The 19,767-nt window shown below is 72.8% G+C and carries 19 protein-coding genes and 1 tRNA gene; 13 read left to right on the top strand and 7 right to left on the bottom strand.

Annotated elements, in window-relative coordinates; all coding sequences use genetic code 11:
* The first annotated feature begins 29 nt into the window (after positions 1 to 29).
* Together ACIQIB_RS27055 and ACIQIB_RS27060 are read left to right on the top strand one after the other, a co-directional pair.
* Positions 30 to 1,001 carry a sigma-70 family RNA polymerase sigma factor gene (locus tag ACIQIB_RS27055; RefSeq protein ID WP_363606909.1) on the top strand — a complete coding sequence of 324 codons (972 nt, stop codon included), beginning with the start codon at positions 30 to 32 and terminating at the stop codon, positions 999 to 1,001.
* Positions 1,002 to 1,225: 224 nt separating this feature from the next.
* The gene (locus ACIQIB_RS27060) at positions 1,226 to 1,459 is read left to right on the top strand and encodes a hypothetical protein (protein ID WP_363606910.1); all 234 of its coding nucleotides are present in this window, start codon (positions 1,226 to 1,228) and stop codon (positions 1,457 to 1,459) included.
* 33 nt (positions 1,460 to 1,492) lie between these two features.
* Here the strand turns inward: ACIQIB_RS27060 and mscL are convergent, their stop codons facing one another.
* The 4 genes from mscL to ACIQIB_RS27080 all read right to left on the bottom strand — a co-directional run bounded on the left by mscL (position 1,493) and on the right by ACIQIB_RS27080 (position 6,317).
* On the bottom strand, positions 1,493 to 1,912 hold the full coding sequence (mscL, locus tag ACIQIB_RS27065) for a large conductance mechanosensitive channel protein MscL (RefSeq protein ID WP_363606911.1): 420 nt from the start codon (positions 1,910 to 1,912) through the stop codon (positions 1,493 to 1,495).
* Positions 1,913 to 2,584: 672 nt separating this feature from the next.
* Entirely contained in the window at positions 2,585 to 2,911 is a 327-nt protein-coding gene (locus ACIQIB_RS27070; protein ID WP_400657050.1) for an FmdB family zinc ribbon protein, read from the bottom strand.
* 136 nt (positions 2,912 to 3,047) lie between these two features.
* Entirely contained in the window at positions 3,048 to 4,424 is a 1,377-nt protein-coding gene (locus tag ACIQIB_RS27075) for an MFS transporter (RefSeq protein ID WP_400657125.1), read from the bottom strand.
* Positions 4,425 to 4,826: 402 nt separating this feature from the next.
* Entirely contained in the window at positions 4,827 to 6,317 is a 1,491-nt protein-coding gene (locus ACIQIB_RS27080; RefSeq protein WP_363606914.1) for a potassium/proton antiporter, read from the bottom strand.
* Positions 6,318 to 6,633: 316 nt separating this feature from the next.
* On the opposite strand from ACIQIB_RS27080, the gene ACIQIB_RS27085 reads away from it, so the two are divergent.
* Positions 6,634 to 9,348 carry a penicillin acylase family protein gene (locus ACIQIB_RS27085; RefSeq protein ID WP_363606916.1) on the top strand — a complete coding sequence of 905 codons (2,715 nt, stop codon included), beginning with the start codon at positions 6,634 to 6,636 and terminating at the stop codon, positions 9,346 to 9,348.
* 98 nt (positions 9,349 to 9,446) lie between these two features.
* On the opposite strand, the gene ACIQIB_RS27090 is transcribed toward ACIQIB_RS27085, so the two are convergent.
* Positions 9,447 to 10,025, bottom strand: coding sequence for a 5-formyltetrahydrofolate cyclo-ligase (locus ACIQIB_RS27090; protein WP_363606918.1), 579 nt, complete (start codon positions 10,023 to 10,025; stop codon positions 9,447 to 9,449).
* 60 nt (positions 10,026 to 10,085) lie between these two features.
* Here ACIQIB_RS27090 and ACIQIB_RS27095 point away from each other — a divergent pair, with 60 nt between their 5' ends.
* The 8 genes from ACIQIB_RS27095 to ACIQIB_RS27130 all read left to right on the top strand — a co-directional run bounded on the left by ACIQIB_RS27095 (position 10,086) and on the right by ACIQIB_RS27130 (position 16,373).
* The gene (locus tag ACIQIB_RS27095; RefSeq protein WP_363606920.1) at positions 10,086 to 10,955 is read left to right on the top strand and encodes a GGDEF domain-containing protein; all 870 of its coding nucleotides are present in this window, start codon (positions 10,086 to 10,088) and stop codon (positions 10,953 to 10,955) included.
* A gap of 51 nt (positions 10,956 to 11,006) precedes the next feature.
* On the top strand, positions 11,007 to 11,927 hold the full coding sequence (galU, locus tag ACIQIB_RS27100) for a UTP--glucose-1-phosphate uridylyltransferase GalU (RefSeq protein ID WP_363606922.1): 921 nt from the start codon (positions 11,007 to 11,009) through the stop codon (positions 11,925 to 11,927).
* A gap of 26 nt (positions 11,928 to 11,953) precedes the next feature.
* Positions 11,954 to 13,297: a gephyrin-like molybdotransferase Glp gene (gene glp / locus ACIQIB_RS27105; RefSeq protein WP_400761212.1), complete on the top strand. Its 1,344-nt coding sequence runs from the start codon at positions 11,954 to 11,956 to the stop codon at positions 13,295 to 13,297.
* Positions 13,298 to 13,472: 175 nt separating this feature from the next.
* On the top strand, positions 13,473 to 13,913 hold the full coding sequence (gene moaC, locus ACIQIB_RS27110) for a cyclic pyranopterin monophosphate synthase MoaC (RefSeq protein ID WP_400657123.1): 441 nt from the start codon (positions 13,473 to 13,475) through the stop codon (positions 13,911 to 13,913).
* Entirely contained in the window at positions 13,910 to 14,413 is a 504-nt protein-coding gene (locus ACIQIB_RS27115; protein WP_400761214.1) for a molybdenum cofactor biosynthesis protein B, read from the top strand. Before moaC ends, ACIQIB_RS27115 begins: the two co-directional genes overlap by 4 nt.
* A 14-nt stretch (positions 14,414 to 14,427) precedes the next feature.
* The gene (locus ACIQIB_RS27120; protein WP_363606927.1) at positions 14,428 to 15,036 is read left to right on the top strand and encodes a GNAT family protein; all 609 of its coding nucleotides are present in this window, start codon (positions 14,428 to 14,430) and stop codon (positions 15,034 to 15,036) included.
* Between the two features lie 150 nt (positions 15,037 to 15,186).
* Positions 15,187 to 16,218, top strand: a complete 1,032-nt coding sequence (locus ACIQIB_RS27125; protein WP_400761216.1) for a hypothetical protein — start codon at positions 15,187 to 15,189, stop codon at positions 16,216 to 16,218.
* Positions 16,219 to 16,299: 81 nt separating this feature from the next.
* Positions 16,300 to 16,373 (top strand) — tRNA-Ala (locus tag ACIQIB_RS27130).
* 145 nt (positions 16,374 to 16,518) lie between these two features.
* Here ACIQIB_RS27130 and ACIQIB_RS27135 read toward each other — a convergent pair.
* Both ACIQIB_RS27135 and ACIQIB_RS27140 read right to left on the bottom strand, forming a co-directional pair.
* Complete coding sequence (locus ACIQIB_RS27135) at positions 16,519 to 17,409, bottom strand: peptidase (protein WP_400761218.1); 891 nt, start codon at positions 17,407 to 17,409, stop codon at positions 16,519 to 16,521.
* Between the two features lie 2 nt (positions 17,410 to 17,411).
* Entirely contained in the window at positions 17,412 to 18,728 is a 1,317-nt protein-coding gene (locus ACIQIB_RS27140; RefSeq protein WP_363606930.1) for a VWA domain-containing protein, read from the bottom strand.
* A gap of 154 nt (positions 18,729 to 18,882) precedes the next feature.
* Between ACIQIB_RS27140 and ACIQIB_RS27145 the strand changes: the two genes are divergently transcribed.
* Positions 18,883 to 19,017: a hypothetical protein gene (locus tag ACIQIB_RS27145; protein ID WP_363606931.1), complete on the top strand. Its 135-nt coding sequence runs from the start codon at positions 18,883 to 18,885 to the stop codon at positions 19,015 to 19,017.
* Positions 19,018 to 19,169: 152 nt separating this feature from the next.
* Positions 19,170 to 19,709, top strand: a complete 540-nt coding sequence (locus ACIQIB_RS27150) for a DUF1269 domain-containing protein (protein WP_400761220.1) — start codon at positions 19,170 to 19,172, stop codon at positions 19,707 to 19,709.
* Positions 19,710 to 19,767 lie beyond the last annotated feature (58 nt).

Consider the following 19,767-nt stretch of genomic DNA (forward strand, 5'->3'; position numbering starts at 1 on the left):
CCCCGGCAATACCAGCAAAGGGAGCAAGCATGGCCACCCGTGCCGTCGTTCGCGACAGGGCCGACCGGACTCGCGCGGCCCGCCCGACCAACCTTGAGGCCGACCGCGACCTGGTCGGTATGTACCTCGACGAGATCGCCAGGACGCCCCTGCTCGATGCCGCCGAGGAGGTCGAGCTCTCGCTGCGGATCGAGGCCGGTGTGTACGCCCAGCACCTGCTGGAAGCGGGCGAACTGCCGAAAGGCGTGAAGCGCAAGGAGCTGGAGGCGATAGCCGAGGACGCCGAGCGCGCCAAGGACGTCTTCATCCGGTCCAATCTCCGTCTCGTGGTCGCTGTGGCGCGCCGTTACCCGCGCAGTGGCCTTCCCCTGCTGGACCTCATCCAGGAGGGCAACGCGGGCCTGGTGCGGGCGGTGGAGAAGTTCGACTACGCCAAGGGGTTCAAGTTCTCCACCTATGCCACCTGGTGGATCCGGCAGGCGATCACCCGGTCGATCGCCGACCAGTCGCGCACCATCCGGCTGCCCGTCCACCTGGTCGAGGAGCTGGGCCGGATCCGGCGGGTGCAGCGGGAGAAGTCCAAGGAGCTGGGCCGCGAGGCCGAGCCGGCCGAGATCGCGGCCGAGCTGGACACCACCGAGGCGCGGATCAAGGACGTGCTGGACTGGGCCCGGGACCCGGTCAGCCTCAATATGTCGGTCGACGACGAGGGTGAGACCCAGTTCGGCGACCTCGTCGAGGACACCGGAGCGACCTCCCCCGAGGACGCCGTGATGGTCATGCTCCGCCGTGAGGAACTGGACGGTCTGATCGGGCGGCTGGACGACCGTACGGCATCGATCATCCGGTCGCGGTACGGGATGGAGGACGGCCGCGAGCGCACCCTGACCGAGGTGGGCAAGCAGCACGGGCTGACCCGTGAGCGGATCCGCCAGATCGAGAAGCACGCGCTGGCCGAGCTGAAGCGGATCGCCGACCACTCGGGCTTCGAGGCTGCCTGAGCTGCCTGATCTCCCAGCCCGAGGGGAGCGGCCGGCAGGCCGCGTGCGGGTGTGCTGTGCGTGCCGTGACCGTCGTGGCGGGCCGTGCTGCGGAGCGCTCCGCACCAAGGCCCGTTCTCTCCCGACGGCGGCGGCTCGGCGAGCTTCTAGGCTGTAGGGGCAGGTGGGGGTACGGGTAGAAGCGGCAGGGGATCGGGACGACAGTGAACAACGGAGGCGGGTCGGTGAGCGAGCAGGATTCGGTACGGGGTGCCGAGAGCGCCGAGAGCGCCAAGGGCGGGAACGAGGACAAGAAGGCGCCGAAGGCCCGGCTGGTCTTCCGGGACCCGCTGGACCAGCAGTCCCGGGACGACACCGACGCCGGCTGGGGCGACCGCCCGGGAGCAGGCTCCGGGGGCGGTGGCGGACGGGGGCTGGACTGGTACCTGAGCCAGCGCCCGCCGCACCACGGGGACTGAAGGGGTCGACGGGTCCGCCGTCGGCGGGGGCGGTCAGCGCTCCCGCGTGACCAGCGCGTCGCGGATCTCGGTGAGCAGGACGACCTCCTTGGCCTCGGCTTCGATCTGCGTCTCGGCGAGGCTCTTGCGCTTGGCGGCGAACCTGGTCATGGGCAGGATCAGGCAGAAGTAGACGACGGCCGCGGTGATCAGGAACTGCAGGGCCGCGCTGAGCACGGAGCCCCACAGGATGAAGACGCCGGAGGTGACCTCGCCGGTCGCGCTGACCGCACAGGGACCCTTGAGGCAGGAACTGTAGGACGCCAGATCCTTGGCTCCGAAAACACCGACGATCGGATTGATTACGCCCTTGACGAAGGCGTTGACGATGTTGGTGAAAGCCGCACCGATGACAACGGCGACGGCGAGGTCGACGACATTTCCACGCAGCAGGAATTCCTTGAAGCCTTTCATGTCGCGTGAACGACGAAGTCGTTGTCCGGTTACGGGTGATCTTCCTCCTTTCCCAATTGGCAACCCGTTTGGTGCAGGGCCGCGGCTCCCGGTGGCCAGAGCGCCGCTCGCGCCGGTCCACTGGCGAGCGCGGTGACCACGGCGAGCAGGACCAGAACCGGCACCCCGCCCCGCCGCCGTACGGGGTGCCACAGCCGGTGCCACCCGCCGGCGCCGCGCCGGATCGGCGGAAACCGGGGCACCTCCCGCTGCGGCGGGACGGCCGGCGCGGGCGGCGGAGCGGTGTACCTCCGGGCCGGAGCCGACTGCGGGGCGCGGGGCAGCGGGGACGAGAGCGGGAGAGTGAGGGGGAGGGGGAGCGTGAAGCTCGGGGTCGTCATCGGGCACCACCGGTGGTCGCAGGGCGCCGGCCCCAACCGGGCCGGTCTCTTGTGACCCACACTCTGCGCCGCGCCCACAGCGGACGGAACCCCTCTTTCGGATCCTGTGGAAAACCCGGGGTTGTGGATAACTTCGTACACCCACACGGGTGAGCCTGCCCGTTTCCGGGAATGCGACGGGAATGCGAAAGGCCCGCCGACTCCGCCAAAAAACGGGTCAACGGACCTTTCGAATGCCTGGATCGGCCGGGGTGCCAGAGGTTCGGCGGTACCCGGCCTGAGCCGCTCCGGCTCAGCCGGCCGACTTCGCCGCGGGAGCCGGGCTCGCCGCGGGGGCCGAGCCGTTCGAAGCAGCGGTCGACGGGGACGACGCGCCGGACGACACCGAGGACGAGCCCCCCGCCGGGGACGACGAAGCGGCGCCCACCGAACTGCTGGAGGACGAACGGCTGTCGGTCCGGTAGAAGCCCGAGCCCTTGAAGACCACGCCCACGGCCGAGAAGACCTTGCGGAGCCGCCCCTGGCAGTCGGGGCACGTGGTCAGTGCCTCGTCGGTGAACTTCTGCACCGCCTCCAGGCCGTTGCCGCACTCGGTGCACTGGTACTGGTACGTGGGCACTTGTCTTCCTCCTGGCACTCTCGCCTGATGAGTGCTAACGATGGTCAATGATGCGGCATTCCGCTGGATCAGTCCAGCGACTCCGGTGTGAGATGAGCCGGGGCGCGACCGCGGACCACCGCCCGGACCGGTCGGCTCAGCCCTTGACCGCGCCCACCAGCTGCGCCGTCGCGGTCCGCCCGGACGCCTCCACGCCCGGCGAGTCCACCGAACCGACCGCGCCCGCCGAGTCCGGCGTGCCCGCCGAGTTCGCCGAACCGGCCACGCCCGGCGCGACCAGCAGGTGCCGCAACGCGATCAGCGTCACCAGGCCCAGCCCGGCACCGGCCACCGTCACCAGGAACCCGGCCGACGGGCCCCACCCGTCGATCAGCTGCCCGGCCACCGTGGACCCGGTCGCCAGACCGAGGCCGATGGCACCGGTCAGCCAGGTGAAGGCCTCGGTCTTGGCGCCGTCCGCGACCAGCGTCTCGACCAGGGTGTACCCGGTGATCAGCGTCGGGGCGATGGCGAGGCCGCAGACCAGCCCGGCGGCCGTCAGCGCGACCAGGTCGGGCATCGCCCAGAGCGTCGAGCAGCCGAGCACCAGCAGCGCGTAACTGGCGAGCAGCCGGTGCCTCGCGGCCCTGCGCCAGGCGACCAGACCGTACAGCACACCGGCCAGCATCGAACCGCCGGCGAAGACCCCGTACACGATGCCACCGGCCCCGTGCCGTCCCACCGAGTCGGCGAAGGCGGTCACCGAGACCTGCATGGCGCCGAAGACGGAGCCGACCCCCAGGAACACGCCGGCCAGCAGCCGGACGCCCGGGGAGGCGAGCGCGGAGGCACGACGGACGCCGGGCTGGTGCGGGTGCCGGGCCGGGGCGGTGCGGCGCTGGGCGGCGAAGGCCAGCCCGCCGGCCACGGTCAGCGCGGCCTCGCCGATCAGCCCGGCGGACGGGCTGACCGAGGTGGCGATGGCGCCGGCCAGCACCGGACCGATCACGAAGGTGAACTCGTCCGTCACCGACTCGAAGGCGAAGGCGGTGTTCAGCTTGGCGGCGGGCGCGCCGTCCGCGGAGAGCTTGGCGACCCAGCGGGCCCGGACCATCGCGCCGACCTGCGGCACGCTGGCGCCGGCCGGGGCGGCGGCGAGGAACAGGCTCCAGACCGGGGCGTGGCCGAGCGCCAGCGCGATCAGCGCGCCGACCGAGAGCGCGTGCACCAGCACGGTCGGGACCAGTACGGCCGCCTGGCCGTAGCGGTCGGCCAGCCGGCCGGTCTGCGGGCCGATGAGGGCCTGGGCGACGGCCGAGACCGCCGCGACGCTGCCGGCCGTGCCGTACGAGCCGTGGGTGTCGAGGACCAGCAGCACGATGCCCAGGCTGAGCATCGCGTAGGGGAGCCGCGCGGCGAACGCGGGCGCCAGGAACGTCCAGACGCCGGGCGTGCGCAGCAGCGCGCCGTACCCGATCCGGGCGGGCGCGCCGGCACCGGTGTCCGGGGCGGTACGGGCGTCCGCGGTGTCCAGGGCGGCGCGGGTGTCCGCGGTGTTGTCGACCGTTCGGCGGGCCGTCACGGTCGGTCCTTCCTGCTGCCTGGTAGCGCGGAAGGGACATGGGACGGCCCCGACGGCGCCGAGAGTCGTCCTCTCGCGCGTCGACCGGGGTAGTTACCGGGCCGGGCCGGCGCGGTGCGCCGAGGGCCGGGCCGCGGCCGCCGAGCGGTCGCGCCAACTCTGCATCAGGCAGATGCTGGGTGTGTATCAACCATCATACGTATACGCGCGTAGATAGCGCGCTGACCCCCACTTTACAGGGCAGATCCAAAACTGTCCCGCCGGATGAAGGCGCCGGGCCGGTGAACAGCGGTGAACGCGGGGAGAAGCCCCCGCGCCCACCGCCCGGGACCGCCCGGCCGGCCACCCGCCCGTTCAGTCACCCCGCCCGTTCAGCCACCCCGCGAGCTTGCCGCCCTTGTCCACGGCCCGCAGCCGCCGCTCCGCCGCCTCGCCGACCTCGTCCGTGGTGACCACCAGCAGCTCGTCGCCGCCGCGCAGCACGGTCGCCTTGTCGGGCACGAAGCTGTTCCCCTCGCGCACCACCAGGGTCACCGCCGCGCCGGCCGGCAGCCGCAGCTCGCCGATCTCCACGCCGGACATCCGGGAGGCGGGGGAGAGCGCCACCGACAGCAGGTGGCCGTGCAGCTTCTCCAGCGGCGCGGACTCGATGCCCAGGTCCTGGCCCATCGAGCCCTCGGAGATCCGCAGCCGCTTGGCGACCCAGGGCAGGGTCGGGCCCTGGAGCAGGGTGAAGACCACGACCAGGATGAAGACGATGTTGAACACGTCCTGGGCCCTGGGCGTGCCCGCCACCATCGGGATGGTGGCCAGCACGATGGGCACCGCCCCGCGCAGTCCGGCCCAGCTCAGCAGCGCCTGCTCGCGGCCGGGCAGCCGGAACGGGGTCAGCGTGAGCATCACCGACAGCGGCCGGGCCAGGAAGACCAGCACGGTGCCTATCACCAGCGCGGGCACCACGGCGGAGCCCATCGTCCCGGGGGTGCAGAGCAGGCCGAGCAGCACGAACATGCCGATCTGGCCGATCCACGCCAGGCCGTCGGCGAAGCCGCGGACGGCCGGGCCGTGCGGCAGTTTGGCGTTGCCGAGGATCACGGCGCTTATGTAGACGGCGAGGAAGCCGGAGCCGTGCAGCAGGGCACCGCCGGCGTAGGCGAGCACGGTCAGTGCCATGACGGCGATGGGGTAGAGGCCGGAGGACGGCAGGGCGACGTGCTTGATGCCGTACGCGCCGAGCTTGCCGATCGCGAGGCCGACCGCCGCGCCGATCGCCAGCTCGGCGGCGATCGTGCCGATCAGGACGTACCAGGAGTCCAGCTCGCCGGTGGTGGCGAAGGCGACGACCAGGATGACCACGGGCGCGTCGTTGAAGCCCGACTCGGCTTCCAGCAGGCCGGTCAGCCGGTGGGGCAGCGGCACCATCCGCAGGACCGAGAAGACGGCGGCGGCGTCGGTGGAGGAGACGATCGCGCCGAGCAGCATGGAGGTGCGCCAGTCCAGGCCGACCAGCCAGTGCGCGCCCGCGGCGGTGACGAAGACGCTCACCCCGACGCCGACGGTGGCGAGCACGGTGGCCGCCGGCATCACCGGTTTGACCTCGCGCCAGCTCGTCTTGAGACCGCCCTCGGCCAGGATCACCACCAGGGCGGCGTAGCCGAGCACCTGGGTCAGCGCGGCGTTGTTGAAGGAGACGCCGAGGCCGTTCTGGCCGAGGGCGACGCCGATCCCGAGATAGATCAGCAGGCTTGGTAGCCCTGATCGGGTCGAGATGCGCACGGCAACCACCGCGACCAGCAGGATCACGGAGAACTCGAGGAGCAGCTGGTTCAGGTGGTCGACATTCACGCAGGGGCACCTCGAGCGGGCTGGGGGCGGGCGGGGTGTCTGACGGCGGTGAGGCCGAAGGGGGAGCCGACCGGCAAGGGTCGATGCTCCCCTTGCGGATCGTTACTCAGTCTAACATTTTGCCATATCTTTAGTTTCGCTTCTCACACAGGCCTTCATCGGGCGTCCGGGGCTTCCCAGTTGACCTCCTCCGATCCCACGGTGAGCGTCCCCCGTGCACGCCCGCCAGCCGACTCGGCCTAATGTGGTGCCCTGCCATGGCCGAGTGCCCTGGACACGCCCGCCCGCCCCCCAGTCGAGGACCGCAAGGACCCAGATGCCCCGCTCGAAGAAGTTCCGGCGCGCCCGTCTGATCGTGATCGTGCTGGTAATGCTGCTGGTGGCCGGCGCCGGCTACGGCGGCTACCGGGGGGTGGCCGCGGTCCGCGCGTCCTTCCCGGAGGTCGACGGCAGCGTCAAGGTGGCGGGCCTGAGCGCGCCGGTCGACGTCAAGCGGGACGCCAACGGCATCCCGCAGCTCTACGCCGACACCTCCGCGGACCTCTTCCGTGCCCAGGGCTATGTGCAGGCCCAGGACCGGTTCTGGGAGATGGACGTCCGACGGCACATCACCGCCGGCCGGCTCTCCGAGATGTTCGGCGACGGCCAGGTCGAGACCGACTCCTTCATCCGCACCATGGGCTGGCGCCAGGTGGCGCAGAAGGAGTACGACACCCAGCTCTCGGCGGACACCAAGAAGAACCTCCAGGCGTACGCGGACGGCGTCAACGCCTGGCTCGCCGAGCATCCCGGCGGCCAGAGCGCCTCGCTGGAGTACACCCTGCTCGGCGTCGTCAACAGCGGCTACAAGCCCGAGCAGTGGACGCCCGTCGACTCGGTCGCCTGGCTCAAGGCGATGGCCTGGAACCTCTCCGGGAACCTCCAGGAGGAGATCGACCGCTCGCTGCTCGCCCAGGACTTCAGTCCGGAGAAGATCGCCGAGCTGTACCCGGAGTACCCGTACGCCCGCAACGGCACGATCGTGAAGACCGGCACCGTCGTCGGCGACAGCTACCGCCCGGCCGACGGCTCCAGCCAGGCCGGTGCCGGGACCACCGCCCAGGGCGCGGCCGCCACCAAGGCGATGCTCAAGGACGTCACCGACCGGATAGACGCGATGCCGCAGATGCTCGGCCGTCAGGGCCAGGGCATCGGCTCCAACTCCTGGGTGGTCGCCGGTACCCACACCACCACCGGAAAGCCGCTGCTGGCCAACGACCCGCACCTCGGCCCCGGCCTGCCCTCGGTCTGGTACCAGATGGGCCTGCACTGCCGCACCGTCTCGCCGACCTGCCAGTACGACGTCTCGGGCTTCACCTTCGCCGGCATGCCGGGCGTGGTGATCGGCCACAACAAGGACATCGCCTGGGGCTTCACCAACCTCGGCGCCGACGTCACCGACCTCTTCCTGGAGAAGGTCACCGGCCCGGACACCTACCAGGTCGACGGCAAGGACGTGAAGTTCGAGCTGCGCAAGGAGACCATCAAGGTGGCCGGCGGCGAGGACCGCACCATCACCGTCCGCACCACCCAGACCGGTGCCCCGCTGATCTCCGACCAGAGCACCGAGCAGCAGAACGTCGGCAAGTACGCCCCGAACGGCAGCGCCGCCCCGGACCGCTCCACCAGCGGCTACGGCGTCGCCCTGCAGTGGACGGCGCTCAGCCCCGGCAAGACCATGGACGCCGTCTTCGAGCTGGACCGCGCCAAGAACTGGGAGGAGTTCCGGGCCGCGGCCAAGGACTTCGCCGTCCCCGCCCAGAACCTGATCTTCGCCGACTCCAAGGACATCGGCTACCAGGCCCCGGGCAACATCCCGATCCGCGGCAAGGGCGACGGCAGCAACCCGGCGCCCGGCTGGGACTCGGCCTACCAGTGGAAGGGCTCGGTCCCCTTCAGCGCCCTGCCGTACAGCATCAACCCGTCGTCCGGCTACATCGTCACCGCCAACCAGGCCGTGGTCGATCCGTCGTACAAGTACCTGCTGACCAAGGACTGGGAGTACGGCACCCGGGCCAAGGAGATCACCGACCAGATCGAGTCCAAGCTCAAGAACAACGGCAAGATCTCCCCGGACGACATGCAGGAGATGCAGCTCGACAACACCAGCATCCTGGCCAAGACGCTGGTCCCGCTGCTGCTCAAGGTGCCGATCGACGACCCGTACGTGCGTGAGGCGCAGGACCTGCTGAAGGACTGGAACTACCACCAGGACGCCGACTCGGCGGCCGCCGCCTACTACAACGGCGTCTGGCGCCAGCTGCTCAGCCTCTCCTTCGGCCAGAAGTTCCCGGCCGACCTGCGGGCCAAGGGCAACTGTCTGCTGGTGCGTCAGCAGGCGGATCCGACCAAGCCCGACACCGGCACCAGCGCCCCCATCGTCACCGAGTGCGGCACCCGCGACCCGGGCAAGGCCCAGCCGGACGGCGGCGACCGCTGGACCGAGGTGGTGCGCCAGCAGCTGGAGAAGCCCGACAGCAGCTGGTGGACGTACATCGACTCGCAGCACCACGAGCAGAAGGGCCTTGACCACCTGCTCGCCGAGGCGATGAAGAACGCCCGCCAGGACCTCACCGCGCTGCTCAGCAAGGACGTCTCCACCTGGAGCTGGGGCCGCCTGCACAAGCTGACGCTGCGCGAGCAGACCCTGGGCACCGACGACTCCTCGCTCGCCTCCGGGGCGGTCCACCGGCTGCTCAACCGCGGCCCGTACCGCCTCTCCGGCGGCTCGGCGGCGGTCGACGCGGCCGGCTGGAACGCGGCCGCCGGGTACGAGGTGGACTGGATCCCCTCGATGCGGATGGTCGTCGACCTGAGCGACCTCGACGCCTCGCGGTGGGTCAACGTCGGCGGCGCCTCCGGGCACGCCTTCCACCCCAACTACAACGACCAGACCGACCTCTGGCTCAAGGGCAAGCTGCTGACCTGGGCCTACTCGCCGGACGCGGTCGAGAAGGCGACCAAGAACAAGCTGGTGCTCACCACCGGCTGACCCCGCCCCGCCACGGCGGCCCCGCCCACCCCGGGCGGGGCCGCCGTCGTTTCCGGCCCGCCGGGCACCCGGCCGCCCGTTCGCCCGGCACCCGCCCGCTACCGCGCCAGCCGGTGCGGCCCGGCCGGAGTGAGCGCGACGTCCACCGGCAGATCGTGCGGTTCGGCCGGCACCCGCTCCAGCAGCTCGTGCTCGTACAGCAGCACGGCCAGCAGCGGCCGGGCCCCCGCACGGCCCAGCCGGGCCAGCACCCGGTCGTACGAGCCGCCGCCCCGGCCCAGCCGCAGCCCCCGGCGGTCCACCGCCAGGCCGGGCAGCAGCACCAGCGACGCCCCGGTGACGGCCTCCGGGCCGAGCCGGGCGCCGACCGGCTCCACCAGCCCGCGCCCGGCCGGCGCGAGCGCCTCCGCCCCCTCGTACTCCGCCCAGTCCAGGTCGTTGTCGGCCAGCAGCACCGGCAGCAGCACCCGCACCCCGCGCGCCCGCAGCGCGTCCAGCAGCGGCCGGGTGCCCGGCTCGGCCCCGACCGACACATACGCGGCCACCGTGGCACCCGGCCCGGCCAGCTCCCCGGCGTGCCCGGCCAGGGCGTCCGCGGCCGCCTCCCGGGCCCGCGGTGACAGGGCACGCCGCTCGGACAGCAGCCGTGTCCTCAGCGCGCTCTTCTCGTTGTGCATGCGATCCTCCACAGCTCTGGGTCCGTGACGCTCAGAGCCTGACACGCGGAAGGCGCCCCGATGTCCACCCCGCTGCTGGTCCAGGCCCTGGCCGCGCTCAGCGTCCCCGCGCTGGCCGGCACCACCGTGCTCGGGCTGCGGCTGCGCCGGGGGGACGGCGCCGCCGCCGTCCGCGAGGCCGGGCTGCGCGAACGGGTCGGCGAACTGGAGGCCCGCTGCGCCGAGCTGGAACGCACCGCCTCCTGCGACCCGCTCACCGGGGTGTGGAACTACCGGCACCTCCAGCTCACCCTGGACCGGGAGATCGGCCGGGCCCGCCGCGGCGAGCAGACCGACCAGCAGGGCGGGCCGCGCCCGCTGGCCGTCCTGCTGCTGGAGATCGCGGGCTTCGACGCGGTCATCGCCGAGCACGGCCGGGGCCGGGCCAACGCGATACTGCGGGACCTCGCCCAGCGCCTCGGCATGGAGATCCGCCGCTCGGACACCCTCGGCCGGTACAGCGGGGAGGAGTTCCTGATCGTCCTGCCGGACACCGGGGCCGAGGGCGCCGCACAGGTCGCCGAACGCCTGGTCTGGTCGGTCCGCCGCCACCTGCTGCTGGACTGGTCCTCCGGCCCGCGCGAGGGCCGCCCCCCGCACGGCAACGGGCTCACCGCCGCCGTCGGGGTGGCCGTCCTGCCCGAGCACGGCACCCACACCGCCGTCCTGCTCAGAGCCGCCGACGGGGCCCTCGCCGAGGCCCGCGCGGCGGGCGGCGACTGCTGGCGCGCAGTGGTCTCCCCACGGTCGGACAACGGCTCCGTGACCGAACCTGATCGTTCGGGAAAGCCCGGTAGTCTGTCGCCCTGTGTCGGAGGGGACCCCCTCGCCTCCCCCGTCACTTCCCATACGCATGCCACTGTGGCCGGGCCCCGCGACGTGCTGCCATAGCCGTTCGACCGCGCTCGGCCAGGCGAAAACGTGCCTTAGTAAGGTAAACGCATGACGACGACCAACACCCGAATTCCGGTAACCAAGGCCGTGGTACCCGCGGCCGGACTGGGCACCCGCTTCCTCCCGGCCACCAAGGCCACGCCGAAGGAGATGCTGCCCGTCGTCGACAAGCCGGCGATCCAGTACGTCGTCGAGGAGGCGGCCTCCGCCGGGCTGTCCGACATACTGATGGTCACCGGCCGGAACAAGCGCGCCCTCGAGGACCACTTCGACCGCGCCTACGAGCTGGAGGAGCTGCTCGCCCGCAAGGGCGACCAGGACCGGCTGCGCCGCGTGCGCGAGTCCGTCGACCTGGCGAACATGCACTACGTCCGCCAGGGCGACCCCAAGGGCCTCGGCCACGCCGTCTCGGTCGCCGAGCAGCACGTCGCCGGCCAGCCCTTCGCCGTCCTGCTCGGTGACGACCTCATCGACCCGCGCGACCCGCTGCTCGCCCGCATGATCGAGGTCCAGCAGGAGCTCGGCGGCTCGGTCGTCGCCCTGATGGAGGTCGACCCCGCCCAGATCCACCTGTACGGCTGCGCGGCCGTCAAGGCGAACGGCTTCGGCGAGGACGTCTTCCAGGTGACCGACCTGGTCGAGAAGCCCGACACCGCCGACGCCCCGTCGAACTACGCGGTCATCGGCCGCTACGTCCTCGACCCCTCGGTCTTCGACGTGCTGCGGGAGACCGAGCCCGGCCGCGGCGGCGAGATCCAGCTCACCGACGCCCTGCGCGAGCTGACCACCCGTGACCCGGAGACCGGCGGCCAGGTCCACGGCGTGCTCTTCAAGGGCCGTCGCTACGACACCGGCGACCGCGCGGACTACCTGCGCGCCATCGTCCGGCTGGCGTCCGAGCGTGACGACCTGGGCCCGGAGTTCCGCTCCTGGCTCCGTGAGTTCGTCGCCTCCGAGATGCAGGACTGACACACCGACAGAGAGTGAGTGAGCCGATGACCGGGTCCACGGAGAGCACCAGCCCCGCCGCAGCCTGCTGCGACGAATCCGCGGACCCGGCACCGGACGCCCGCCCGGACCGGCTCTGGACGGTCGACGAGCACCTCGCCGACGTCCTGGCGGCCGTCGCCCCGCTGCCCGCGATCGAGCTCCAGCTGCTCGACGCCCAGGGCTGCCGGCTCGACGAGGACGTGATCGCCGACGGCGACCTGCCGCCCTTCGACAACAGCTCGATGGACGGCTACGCCGTCCGCACCGCCGACACCGTGGGCGCCACCGCCGAGTACCCCTCGGCGCTCACCGTGGTCGGCGACATCGCCGCCGGCGCCGGCGCCCTGCCCCGGGTCGGCCCCGGACAGGCCGCCCGGATCATGACCGGCGCCCCGGTGCCGCCCGGCGCCGAGGCCGTCGCCCCGGTCGAGTGGACCGACGGCGGCACCGGCACCGGCCGCGCCGCCGACGCGATGACCGCGCCCGTCGCCGACGAGGAGGTCCGGGTGCTGCGCCCGGTCGCCGAGGGCGCCCACATCCGCCGCCGCGGCAGCGACGTCGCCACCGGTGCGCGCGTCCTGGACGCGGGCACCCGGCTCGGTCCCGCCCAGCTCGGCCTGCTCGCCGCGATCGGCCGGGCCACCGTGAAGGTCCGCCCCCGGCCCCGGGTCGTGGTGCTCTCCACCGGCAGCGAGCTGGTCCAGCCCGGCGAGCCGGTCGGACCCGGCCAGATCCCCGACTCCAACAGCTTCACCCTCACCGCCGCGGCCCGGGACGCCGGAGCCATCGCCTACCGGGTCGGCGGCGTGCCGGACGACGCGGCCCTGCTGCGCGCCGTCCTGGAGGACCAGCTCGGCCGGGCCGACCTCATCGTCACCAGCGGCGGCGTCAGCGTCGGCGCGTACGACGTGGTCAAGGAGGTCTTCGAGTCCTACGGCGGGGTCGACTTCCGCCGGCTGCGGATGCAGCCCGGCAAGCCGCAGGGCTTCGGCCGGATCGGCGCCGGGGCCGGCGTGCCGCTGCTCGCCCTGCCCGGCAACCCGGTCAGCGCGTACATCTCCTTCGAGCTGTTCGTCCGCCCGGTGATCCGCACCATGCTCGGCGCCGCCGACGTGCACCGTCCGGTGGTCCGGGCCGTCTGCCCGGTGACACTGCGCTCACCCGCCGGGCGGCGGCAGTTCCTGCGCGGCCGCTACTCGGCCGCCGACGGCATGGTCGAGCCGGTCGGCGGGGCGGGATCGCACCTGGTCGGCGCGCTGGCCAGGGCGGACTGCCTGATCACCGTGGAGGAGGACGCCGTCGAGCTGCCGGCCGGCAGCGAGGTCGACGTCGTGCTGCTGGGCGGCTGAGCCTCCCACCTGCCCCGGGCCGTCCCGCGCACCGGCATGGCCCGTCCCACGCACCGGCCTGGGGGAGGGGTACCGTAGCGCGGTATTCGACCTGCGCGTCCCCCTGGAGCCACCCGTGACCACCTCACCCCCCGGCGACCGCCTCACCCACGTCGACGACCAGGGCGCGGCCCGGATGGTCGACGTCTCCGAGAAGACGGCCACCGTGCGCACCGCCGTCGCCGCCGGCCGGGTCCGGGTCGCCCCCCGGGTGGTCGAGCTGCTGCGCGGCGAGGGCGTCCCCAAGGGCGACGCGCTCGCGGTGGCCCGGATCGCCGGGATCATGGGCGCCAAGAAGACCCCGGAACTGATCCCGCTCTGCCACCCGATCGCGGTCTCCGGCGTCCAGGTGGACCTCACGGTCACCGACGAGGCGGTCGAGATCACCGCCACCGTGCGGACCGCCGACCGCACCGGCGTCGAGATGGAGGCGCTGACCGCCGTCGCGGTGGCCGGCCTGACCGTGATCGACATGGTCAAGGCCGTGGACAAGGCCGCCGCCATCGAGAACATCCGGGTGCTCGGCAAGACCGGCGGCAAGAGCGGCGACTGGTTCGCCCCGGAGACCGCGGAATGAGGGCCCTCGCCGTCACCGTCTCCAACCGCGCCTCGGCCGGCGTCTACGAGGACAGGGGCGGCCCGCTGCTGGTGGCCGGCCTGCGCGCGATGGGCTTCACCGCCGACGGCCCCCGGGTCGTCCCGGACGGCGAACCGGTCGAGGCGGCGCTGCGCGAGGCCGTCGCGGCCGGCTACGACGTGGTGCTGACCACCGGCGGCACCGGCATCTCGCCCACCGACCTCACCCCCGAGATGACCGCCCGGGTCGTCGACCGGCCGGTCCCCGGCATCGCCGAGGCCATCCGGGCATACGGGCGGGAGAAGGTCCCGGCCTCGGCGCTCTCCCGCGGGCTGGCCGGCCTCGCCGGACGCACCCTGATCGTCAACCTGCCGGGTTCCACCGGCGGTGTGAAGGACGGCCTGGTGGTCCTGGAGCCGCTGCTCGCGCACGCCGTCGACCAGCTCGGCGGCGGGGACCACCCCCGGCCCGACACACCTGCCGCCGGGAGGGCGCACTGAACGCCGGCTGGCCGGTGGAGCTCCACGAGGGGGAGGTCACGCTGCGCCCGATCCGGGCCCGCGACCAGCGCGACTGGCAGGAGGTCAGCCTCCGCAACCGGGACTGGCTGCGGCGCTGGGAGGCCACCGTGCCGCCCGGCGCGGCCGGCCGGAGCGCCGGTCCGCGCCCGACGTACCGGCAGATGGTCCGCTTCCTGCGCGGCGAGGCCTCGGCGGGCCGGATGCTGCCCTTCGTGGTCCTCTACAAGGGGCAGCTGGTCGGCCAGCTGACCGTCGGCGGGATCACCTGGGGCTCGATGTGCTCGGCCAACGTCGGCTACTGGATCGACGAGGCGGTGGCCGGCCGGGGCATCATGCCGACCGCCGTGGCGCTCTCGGTGGACCACTGCCTCGGCACCCTGGGGCTGCACCGGATCGAGGTCTGCATCCGGCCGGAGAACGGCCCGAGCCGCCGGGTGGTGGAAAAGCTCGGGTTCCGTTCGGAGGGAATGCGGCCCCGCTATCTGCACATCGACGGTGACTGGCGGGACCACCTGGTGTACGCGCTCACCGCCGAGGAGGTCCCCGAGGGGATGCTGGAGCGGTGGCGGGCGATCAGTTCGGGCCGCGAGTCAGGTAATTGAATATATGTTCGAAAAAAATATCAATATGGCATCGCCGTGGCGACGGACAGGCACAAATAGCGGCAAAATAGTCGGAGAATCAGCTTGATCGCACGACACGCCGTGTCAAATTGCTGCCGGGCCTTCCCCGGCGCCCGTACGGTGTGAAACGTGAGCAGTAGCGGCCTTATCTACGCCGTCATCGTAGGGGCCTGGGCCGCCTATCTGGTGCCAATGTGGCTCCGCAGGCAGGACGAGCTCAACGAGGCGCGCCCCACGGAGCGTTTCAGTACCGCCATCCGCCTGCTGGCCGGGCGTTCGGCGCTGGAGCGGCGGGCGTCCCGGACCCTGGGTGACGAACCGCGTGACGACGAGCAGAGCAATGACGACGGTCCTCCCGTACGGGACGAGGCCGCCTCCAGCGATCCCGGAAGCGGGGCCGACGGAAGGACCGAGGAGGGGGCCGAGGAGAAACCCGCGGCGGAGCCGGCGTCCGAGCGCCCGCCCGCCCAGGCCGCCGAGCGCCGGGCGCGGCTGCTGGCCCGCCGGCGCCGGATGGTCACCGTCCTCTTCATGGCCTTCGCCCTCGGCGCGGTCGTCGCGGCGGTGGCCGGTCTCGCCTTCCTCTGGGTCCCGGCCGTGCCGGCGATCCTCCTCACCCTCTACATCGGCCACCTGCGCAAGCTGGAGCGCCAGCGGTACGAGGTGAAGCTCGACCGGGCCCGGGCCGCCCAGGCCGCCGAGCGGCTGCGCAAGCGCGAGCGGCAGCGCGCCGAGGCCCGGCAGACCGAGGGCGCCGAGGCGCCCGCCCCGGCGCCCGTACCCGCCCCCGAGGGCCGGGCCGGGCGCGGCCGTTCGCACCTGCGGCTCGCCACCGAGGCCGACCAGGTCCCGGCGGAGGCGCGTCCGTCCGGCTCGGCCTCGGCCCTGGCGGAGGCGGAGGCGACCGAGCACGAGGAGTGGGTGGACGGCATGCGCGAACGCGGTGCGGCCGGTCCGGACTCGTGGGAGCCGGTGCCCGTCCCGCTGCCGACCTATGTCACCGCCCCGGTGGCTCCCCGGGTCAGCCGTGGCCTCGACCTGTCGGCCCCCGGAACCTGGACCGCCGGCCGCCCGGCGGAGTCCCGCAACAACACCCCGCTGTTCGACCAGTACGCCGAGGCCCCCACCCCCGAGACCCGCCCCCGCGCCGCCAACGAGTGAGCCGCCCCGCCCCCGACCAGGAGCGCGTCCAGGGGGGTGGTCACGGACCCCCTCCGAAAGGTGCTAGAGTTTCTTCTCGTTGGGGCTGTGGCGCAGTCCGGTAGCGCACCTCGTTCGCATCGAGGGGGTCAGGGGTTCGAATCCCCTCAGCTCCACCCAACAAGAAGTCCCGTCCGATCATCAGATCGGGCGGGACTTCTGCGTTGTCTGGGGTGCGGCGGTGGGTGACCGGGGGTCAGCTAGGGCGGGACGGCCGAGGGCCGGCCGGAGGTGGTCCGGCCGGCCCTCGGGGCGGGGCTGTCAGGGGCGGCCGGAGCCGGCGTACGGGTCCGGCTGCGGGGCGCCGGACTGGGGCGGGACGGCCCCGTAGCGGGCGGGGCGGTACCCGCGCGGGTGGCGGGTGAGGGTGTAGCCCGCGACGCCCGCCAGGGCGGCCAGGATGCCGCCGCCGACGGTCCAGAACCAGCGGCTGTTCCAGCCGGAGAACCAGCCGGTGTACCAGTGCTCCTCGGGCTCCTCCGGTGCGGCGGCCTTCGTGGTGGCGGCGCCGCCACCGACCGGGGGCACCAGCGGGGCCTTCAGCTCGCCGCCCTCGGGCTGGGCGTTGTCCGCGTCGCCCTTGGCGCTGACGTGCAACTGGACCGAGGCGGCGAGGCCGAGGTCCGGCTGCGGGGCGTCGGAGAGCGAGAGCCGGACGTAGTAGGTGCCCGGCAGCGGGTCGCCGGACCACGGCTCGGCCCAGGAGCGGACCTCGCGCAGGGTGCAGCTCAGGGCGAGCGAGGTGGTGGTCGTCTCACCGGTGGCGTTCTGGGTGCCGGCGGTGCAGGACTGGCGGCGGCGCAGCCCGTCGAACACCTCGACGCTCCAGGTCTGCGGCCCGTGCCGGTCGGGCGTGGGGGCCAGGTTGACGGTCAGGCCGACCGTCGCGGTCTGGCCCTCGGAGGCGCCGAACGCCCAGTACAGGTAGTCGCCGGTGGAGGCGGCCACGTTGGCGTCCTGGCCGGGGGCGAGGTTGATGGCGGTCAGGAAGGACGTCCCCGCCTTGGTGGCCGGGGCCGGCGTCCCGCTCTCGCTCGCCGAGGGGGACGGCGAGGCGGCGGAGGCGGCCGGGGCCGCGACCGCGAGGGCCGGGAACAGGGCGAGCGCGGCGAGCGCGCCGCGGAAGGCGCCGCGAAGTGTCGAGATGGGCATGGTCAGTTCTCCCGCCAGACAGCGATCCGCCAGCGTGCGATCCAGCCGAACACCAGGCCGGCCAGCAGACCGGCGAGGGTGAGCACCAGCAGCAGGATCCAGCCGCGGCCGAGACCCATCGCCGGGCCGTCCGGGGCGGACGAGGCGCTGGCCAGGTCGACCGTCAGCTCCAGCGGCATGCCGGGGTCGGCCTGGACGCCGGGCTGGGCCGCGAGCGAGTTGCTGACGACCAGGCAGACGGTGGTCTCCGGCTTGGCGCTCGCGGAGCTGGACGGCGACGCGGTGACGTAGCCCTTGGAGTCGTTGGTGGACCAGCGCAGGCCGGTGGAGATGACGTCCGTCCGGCCGTTGCCGGCGTCGGTGCCGCGGACCAGTTCCTGCCCGGCCGTGCTGGTGGCCTGGAGGAGGACGCCGTAGTCACGGGCGACCGCGCGGTCGAGCGAGACGCTGACCGAGGCGCGCAGCTCCTGGCCGGCCTTCACCGGGACGCGGTAGACGCGGTGCTCGGAGAACTTCTCCCGGTCGCTGTAGACGCCGGGGGAGAGCACCGGGGCGTTCTCGCACTTGTCGGTGCCCGCCGTCTTGGTGGGCGTCACGGTGTAGGTGTCGTTGGAGCGGTCGACCAGCTGCTTCACCTTGTCGGTGAGCTGCTCCTGGGTGCGGACGTCGGTGTAGGTGCCGCCGGTGGCGTTGGCGATGCAGAGCAGCTGCTGGCGGGTCTTGTCGTCGTGGGCCAGACCGAGGGTGTCCACCACCAGGTGGATGCCCTGGGCGGCGAGTTCGCGGGCGACGTCGCAGGGGTCGGGCGGGGTGCAGGTGTCCTCGCCGTCGGTGATCAGCACCACCCGGCGGGTGGTCTCGCCCTTGCCGAGGTCCTGGGCGGCGCCGCGCAGGGCCAGGCCGATCGGGGTCCAGCCGGTCGGGCGCAGGGTGGCGACGGCGGTCTTGGCCTCGACCTTGTTGGTCTTGCCGACCGGGAAGAGCTGCTTGCTGTCCTGGCAGCCCTGGTTCTTGTCGTCGCCGGGGTAGTTGGCGCCGAGGGTGCGGATGCCGAACTCGGTCTCCGCGGGCAGCGCGTCGATCACCTCGTTCAGGGACTGCTGGGCCACCGCGATGCGGCTCTTGCCCTGGATGTCGGCGGTCCGCATGGAGCCGCTGACGTCCAGCACGAGGTCGACCCGGGGGGCTTCCTTGCCGGCGGAGCCGGCTGATGGTTCGTCGGCATGGGCGGGCAGGCCGCTGAGCAGCGCACCGCCTGTTATCGCCAGGGCGGCCAGCAGGCTGCCGAGCCTGGCCTTCGGTCGTCGTCCGGTAGTCACCCGCCGATCCTAGGGATCATCAGTTCGCCATGGCCAACGAGGGGAGGTGTGCGTGCGGTGCGGATCCGGCGTGAACTCCCGCTCGCCGATGGGAGATCGAGCGCCCGGCGCGGAGCTTCACGCCGGTCCTGCCGGGGCTGGCCGACCTTCTGTGGTGGCCGCCTCGCCCGCGAACTCGGCGGTGCGCGGGCTGGTCGCCGCGGTCCGGACCGGGCGGCTCGGCTACCCGTGGGCCGAACTGCTGCTGGCCGCCGGGCTGCTGGCCCTGGCGGGGCGCCGCCCGGAGTGAGCATGGCGGGGCGCCGCCAATAACAGGACACACCGGATGGAAGAGCCGATACATGGGGATAGCACTCGTTAGGGTGCAGAACAGGGCATGGGCGCCGCCGCACCGGCGTCCGGACCCGGCCGGCATGTCCGACTGATTGGAAGGATCAGCACGTGAGCAACCTCTTCGCGATCGCCTACCCGGATCTGGCCACCGCCCGGGCGGTGCGCGACGAAGCGGTCGGGCTGCAGACGCAGAAGCTGATCGACCTGGAGGACGCGGTCGTGGTGGAGCGCCGCGACGACGGCAGGATCAAGCTGCACCAGCAGGTCAGTACCACCGGAGCGGGCGCGGCCTCGGGCGCGCTCTGGGGCGGCGTCATCGGCCTGCTGTTCTTCATGCCGTTCCTCGGCGCGGCGGTCGGCGGCGCCGCCGGAGCGGCGGTCGGCGCCTCCACCGACATCGGGGTCGACGACGACTTCATGCGCGAGGTCGGACGGCACCTCCAGCCGGGCACCGCCGCGGTGTTCCTGCTGGTCCGCAAGGCCACCGCGGACAAGGTCGTTCCGGCGCTGGCCCGGTACGGCGGCCAGATCATCCAGACCTCGCTCTCGGCCGCCGCAGAGGCCGAGCTGAAGGCGACCGTCGAGGCGTCCCGGGCGGCCGCCGCCCCGGCCGCGCCGCCCGCCCCGCCCGCGCCGGCGTCCGCCTGAGCCGTACCGGCCTGACCTGACCAGCCGCTCACGTCGGGGCGGACGGGCCCGCCGCCCG

The sequence above is a fragment of the Kitasatospora sp. NPDC092286 genome (genome assembly GCF_044755565.1).
Taxonomy (GTDB): domain Bacteria; phylum Actinomycetota; class Actinomycetes; order Streptomycetales; family Streptomycetaceae; genus Kitasatospora.

Excerpts from the sequence above, each read along its gene's own strand:
- ACIQIB_RS27055 (WP_363606909.1), top strand. The coding sequence starts at position 30 with ATGGCCACCCGTGCCGTCGTTCGCGACAGGGCCGACCGGACTCGCGCG.
- mscL (WP_363606911.1), bottom strand. The coding sequence starts at position 1,912 with ATGAAAGGCTTCAAGGAATTCCTGCTGCGTGGAAATGTCGTCGACCTC.
- ACIQIB_RS27085 (WP_363606916.1), top strand. The coding sequence starts at position 6,634 with ATGCCCCGCTCGAAGAAGTTCCGGCGCGCCCGTCTGATCGTGATCGTG.
- ACIQIB_RS27090 (WP_363606918.1), bottom strand. The coding sequence starts at position 10,025 with ATGCACAACGAGAAGAGCGCGCTGAGGACACGGCTGCTGTCCGAGCGG.
- ACIQIB_RS27095 (WP_363606920.1), top strand. The coding sequence starts at position 10,086 with ATGTCCACCCCGCTGCTGGTCCAGGCCCTGGCCGCGCTCAGCGTCCCC.
- galU (WP_363606922.1), top strand. The coding sequence starts at position 11,007 with ATGACGACGACCAACACCCGAATTCCGGTAACCAAGGCCGTGGTACCC.
- glp (WP_400761212.1), top strand. The coding sequence starts at position 11,954 with ATGACCGGGTCCACGGAGAGCACCAGCCCCGCCGCAGCCTGCTGCGAC.
- moaC (WP_400657123.1), top strand. The coding sequence starts at position 13,473 with ATGGTCGACGTCTCCGAGAAGACGGCCACCGTGCGCACCGCCGTCGCC.
- ACIQIB_RS27115 (WP_400761214.1), top strand. The coding sequence starts at position 13,910 with ATGAGGGCCCTCGCCGTCACCGTCTCCAACCGCGCCTCGGCCGGCGTC.
- ACIQIB_RS27135 (WP_400761218.1), bottom strand. The coding sequence starts at position 17,409 with ATGCCCATCTCGACACTTCGCGGCGCCTTCCGCGGCGCGCTCGCCGCG.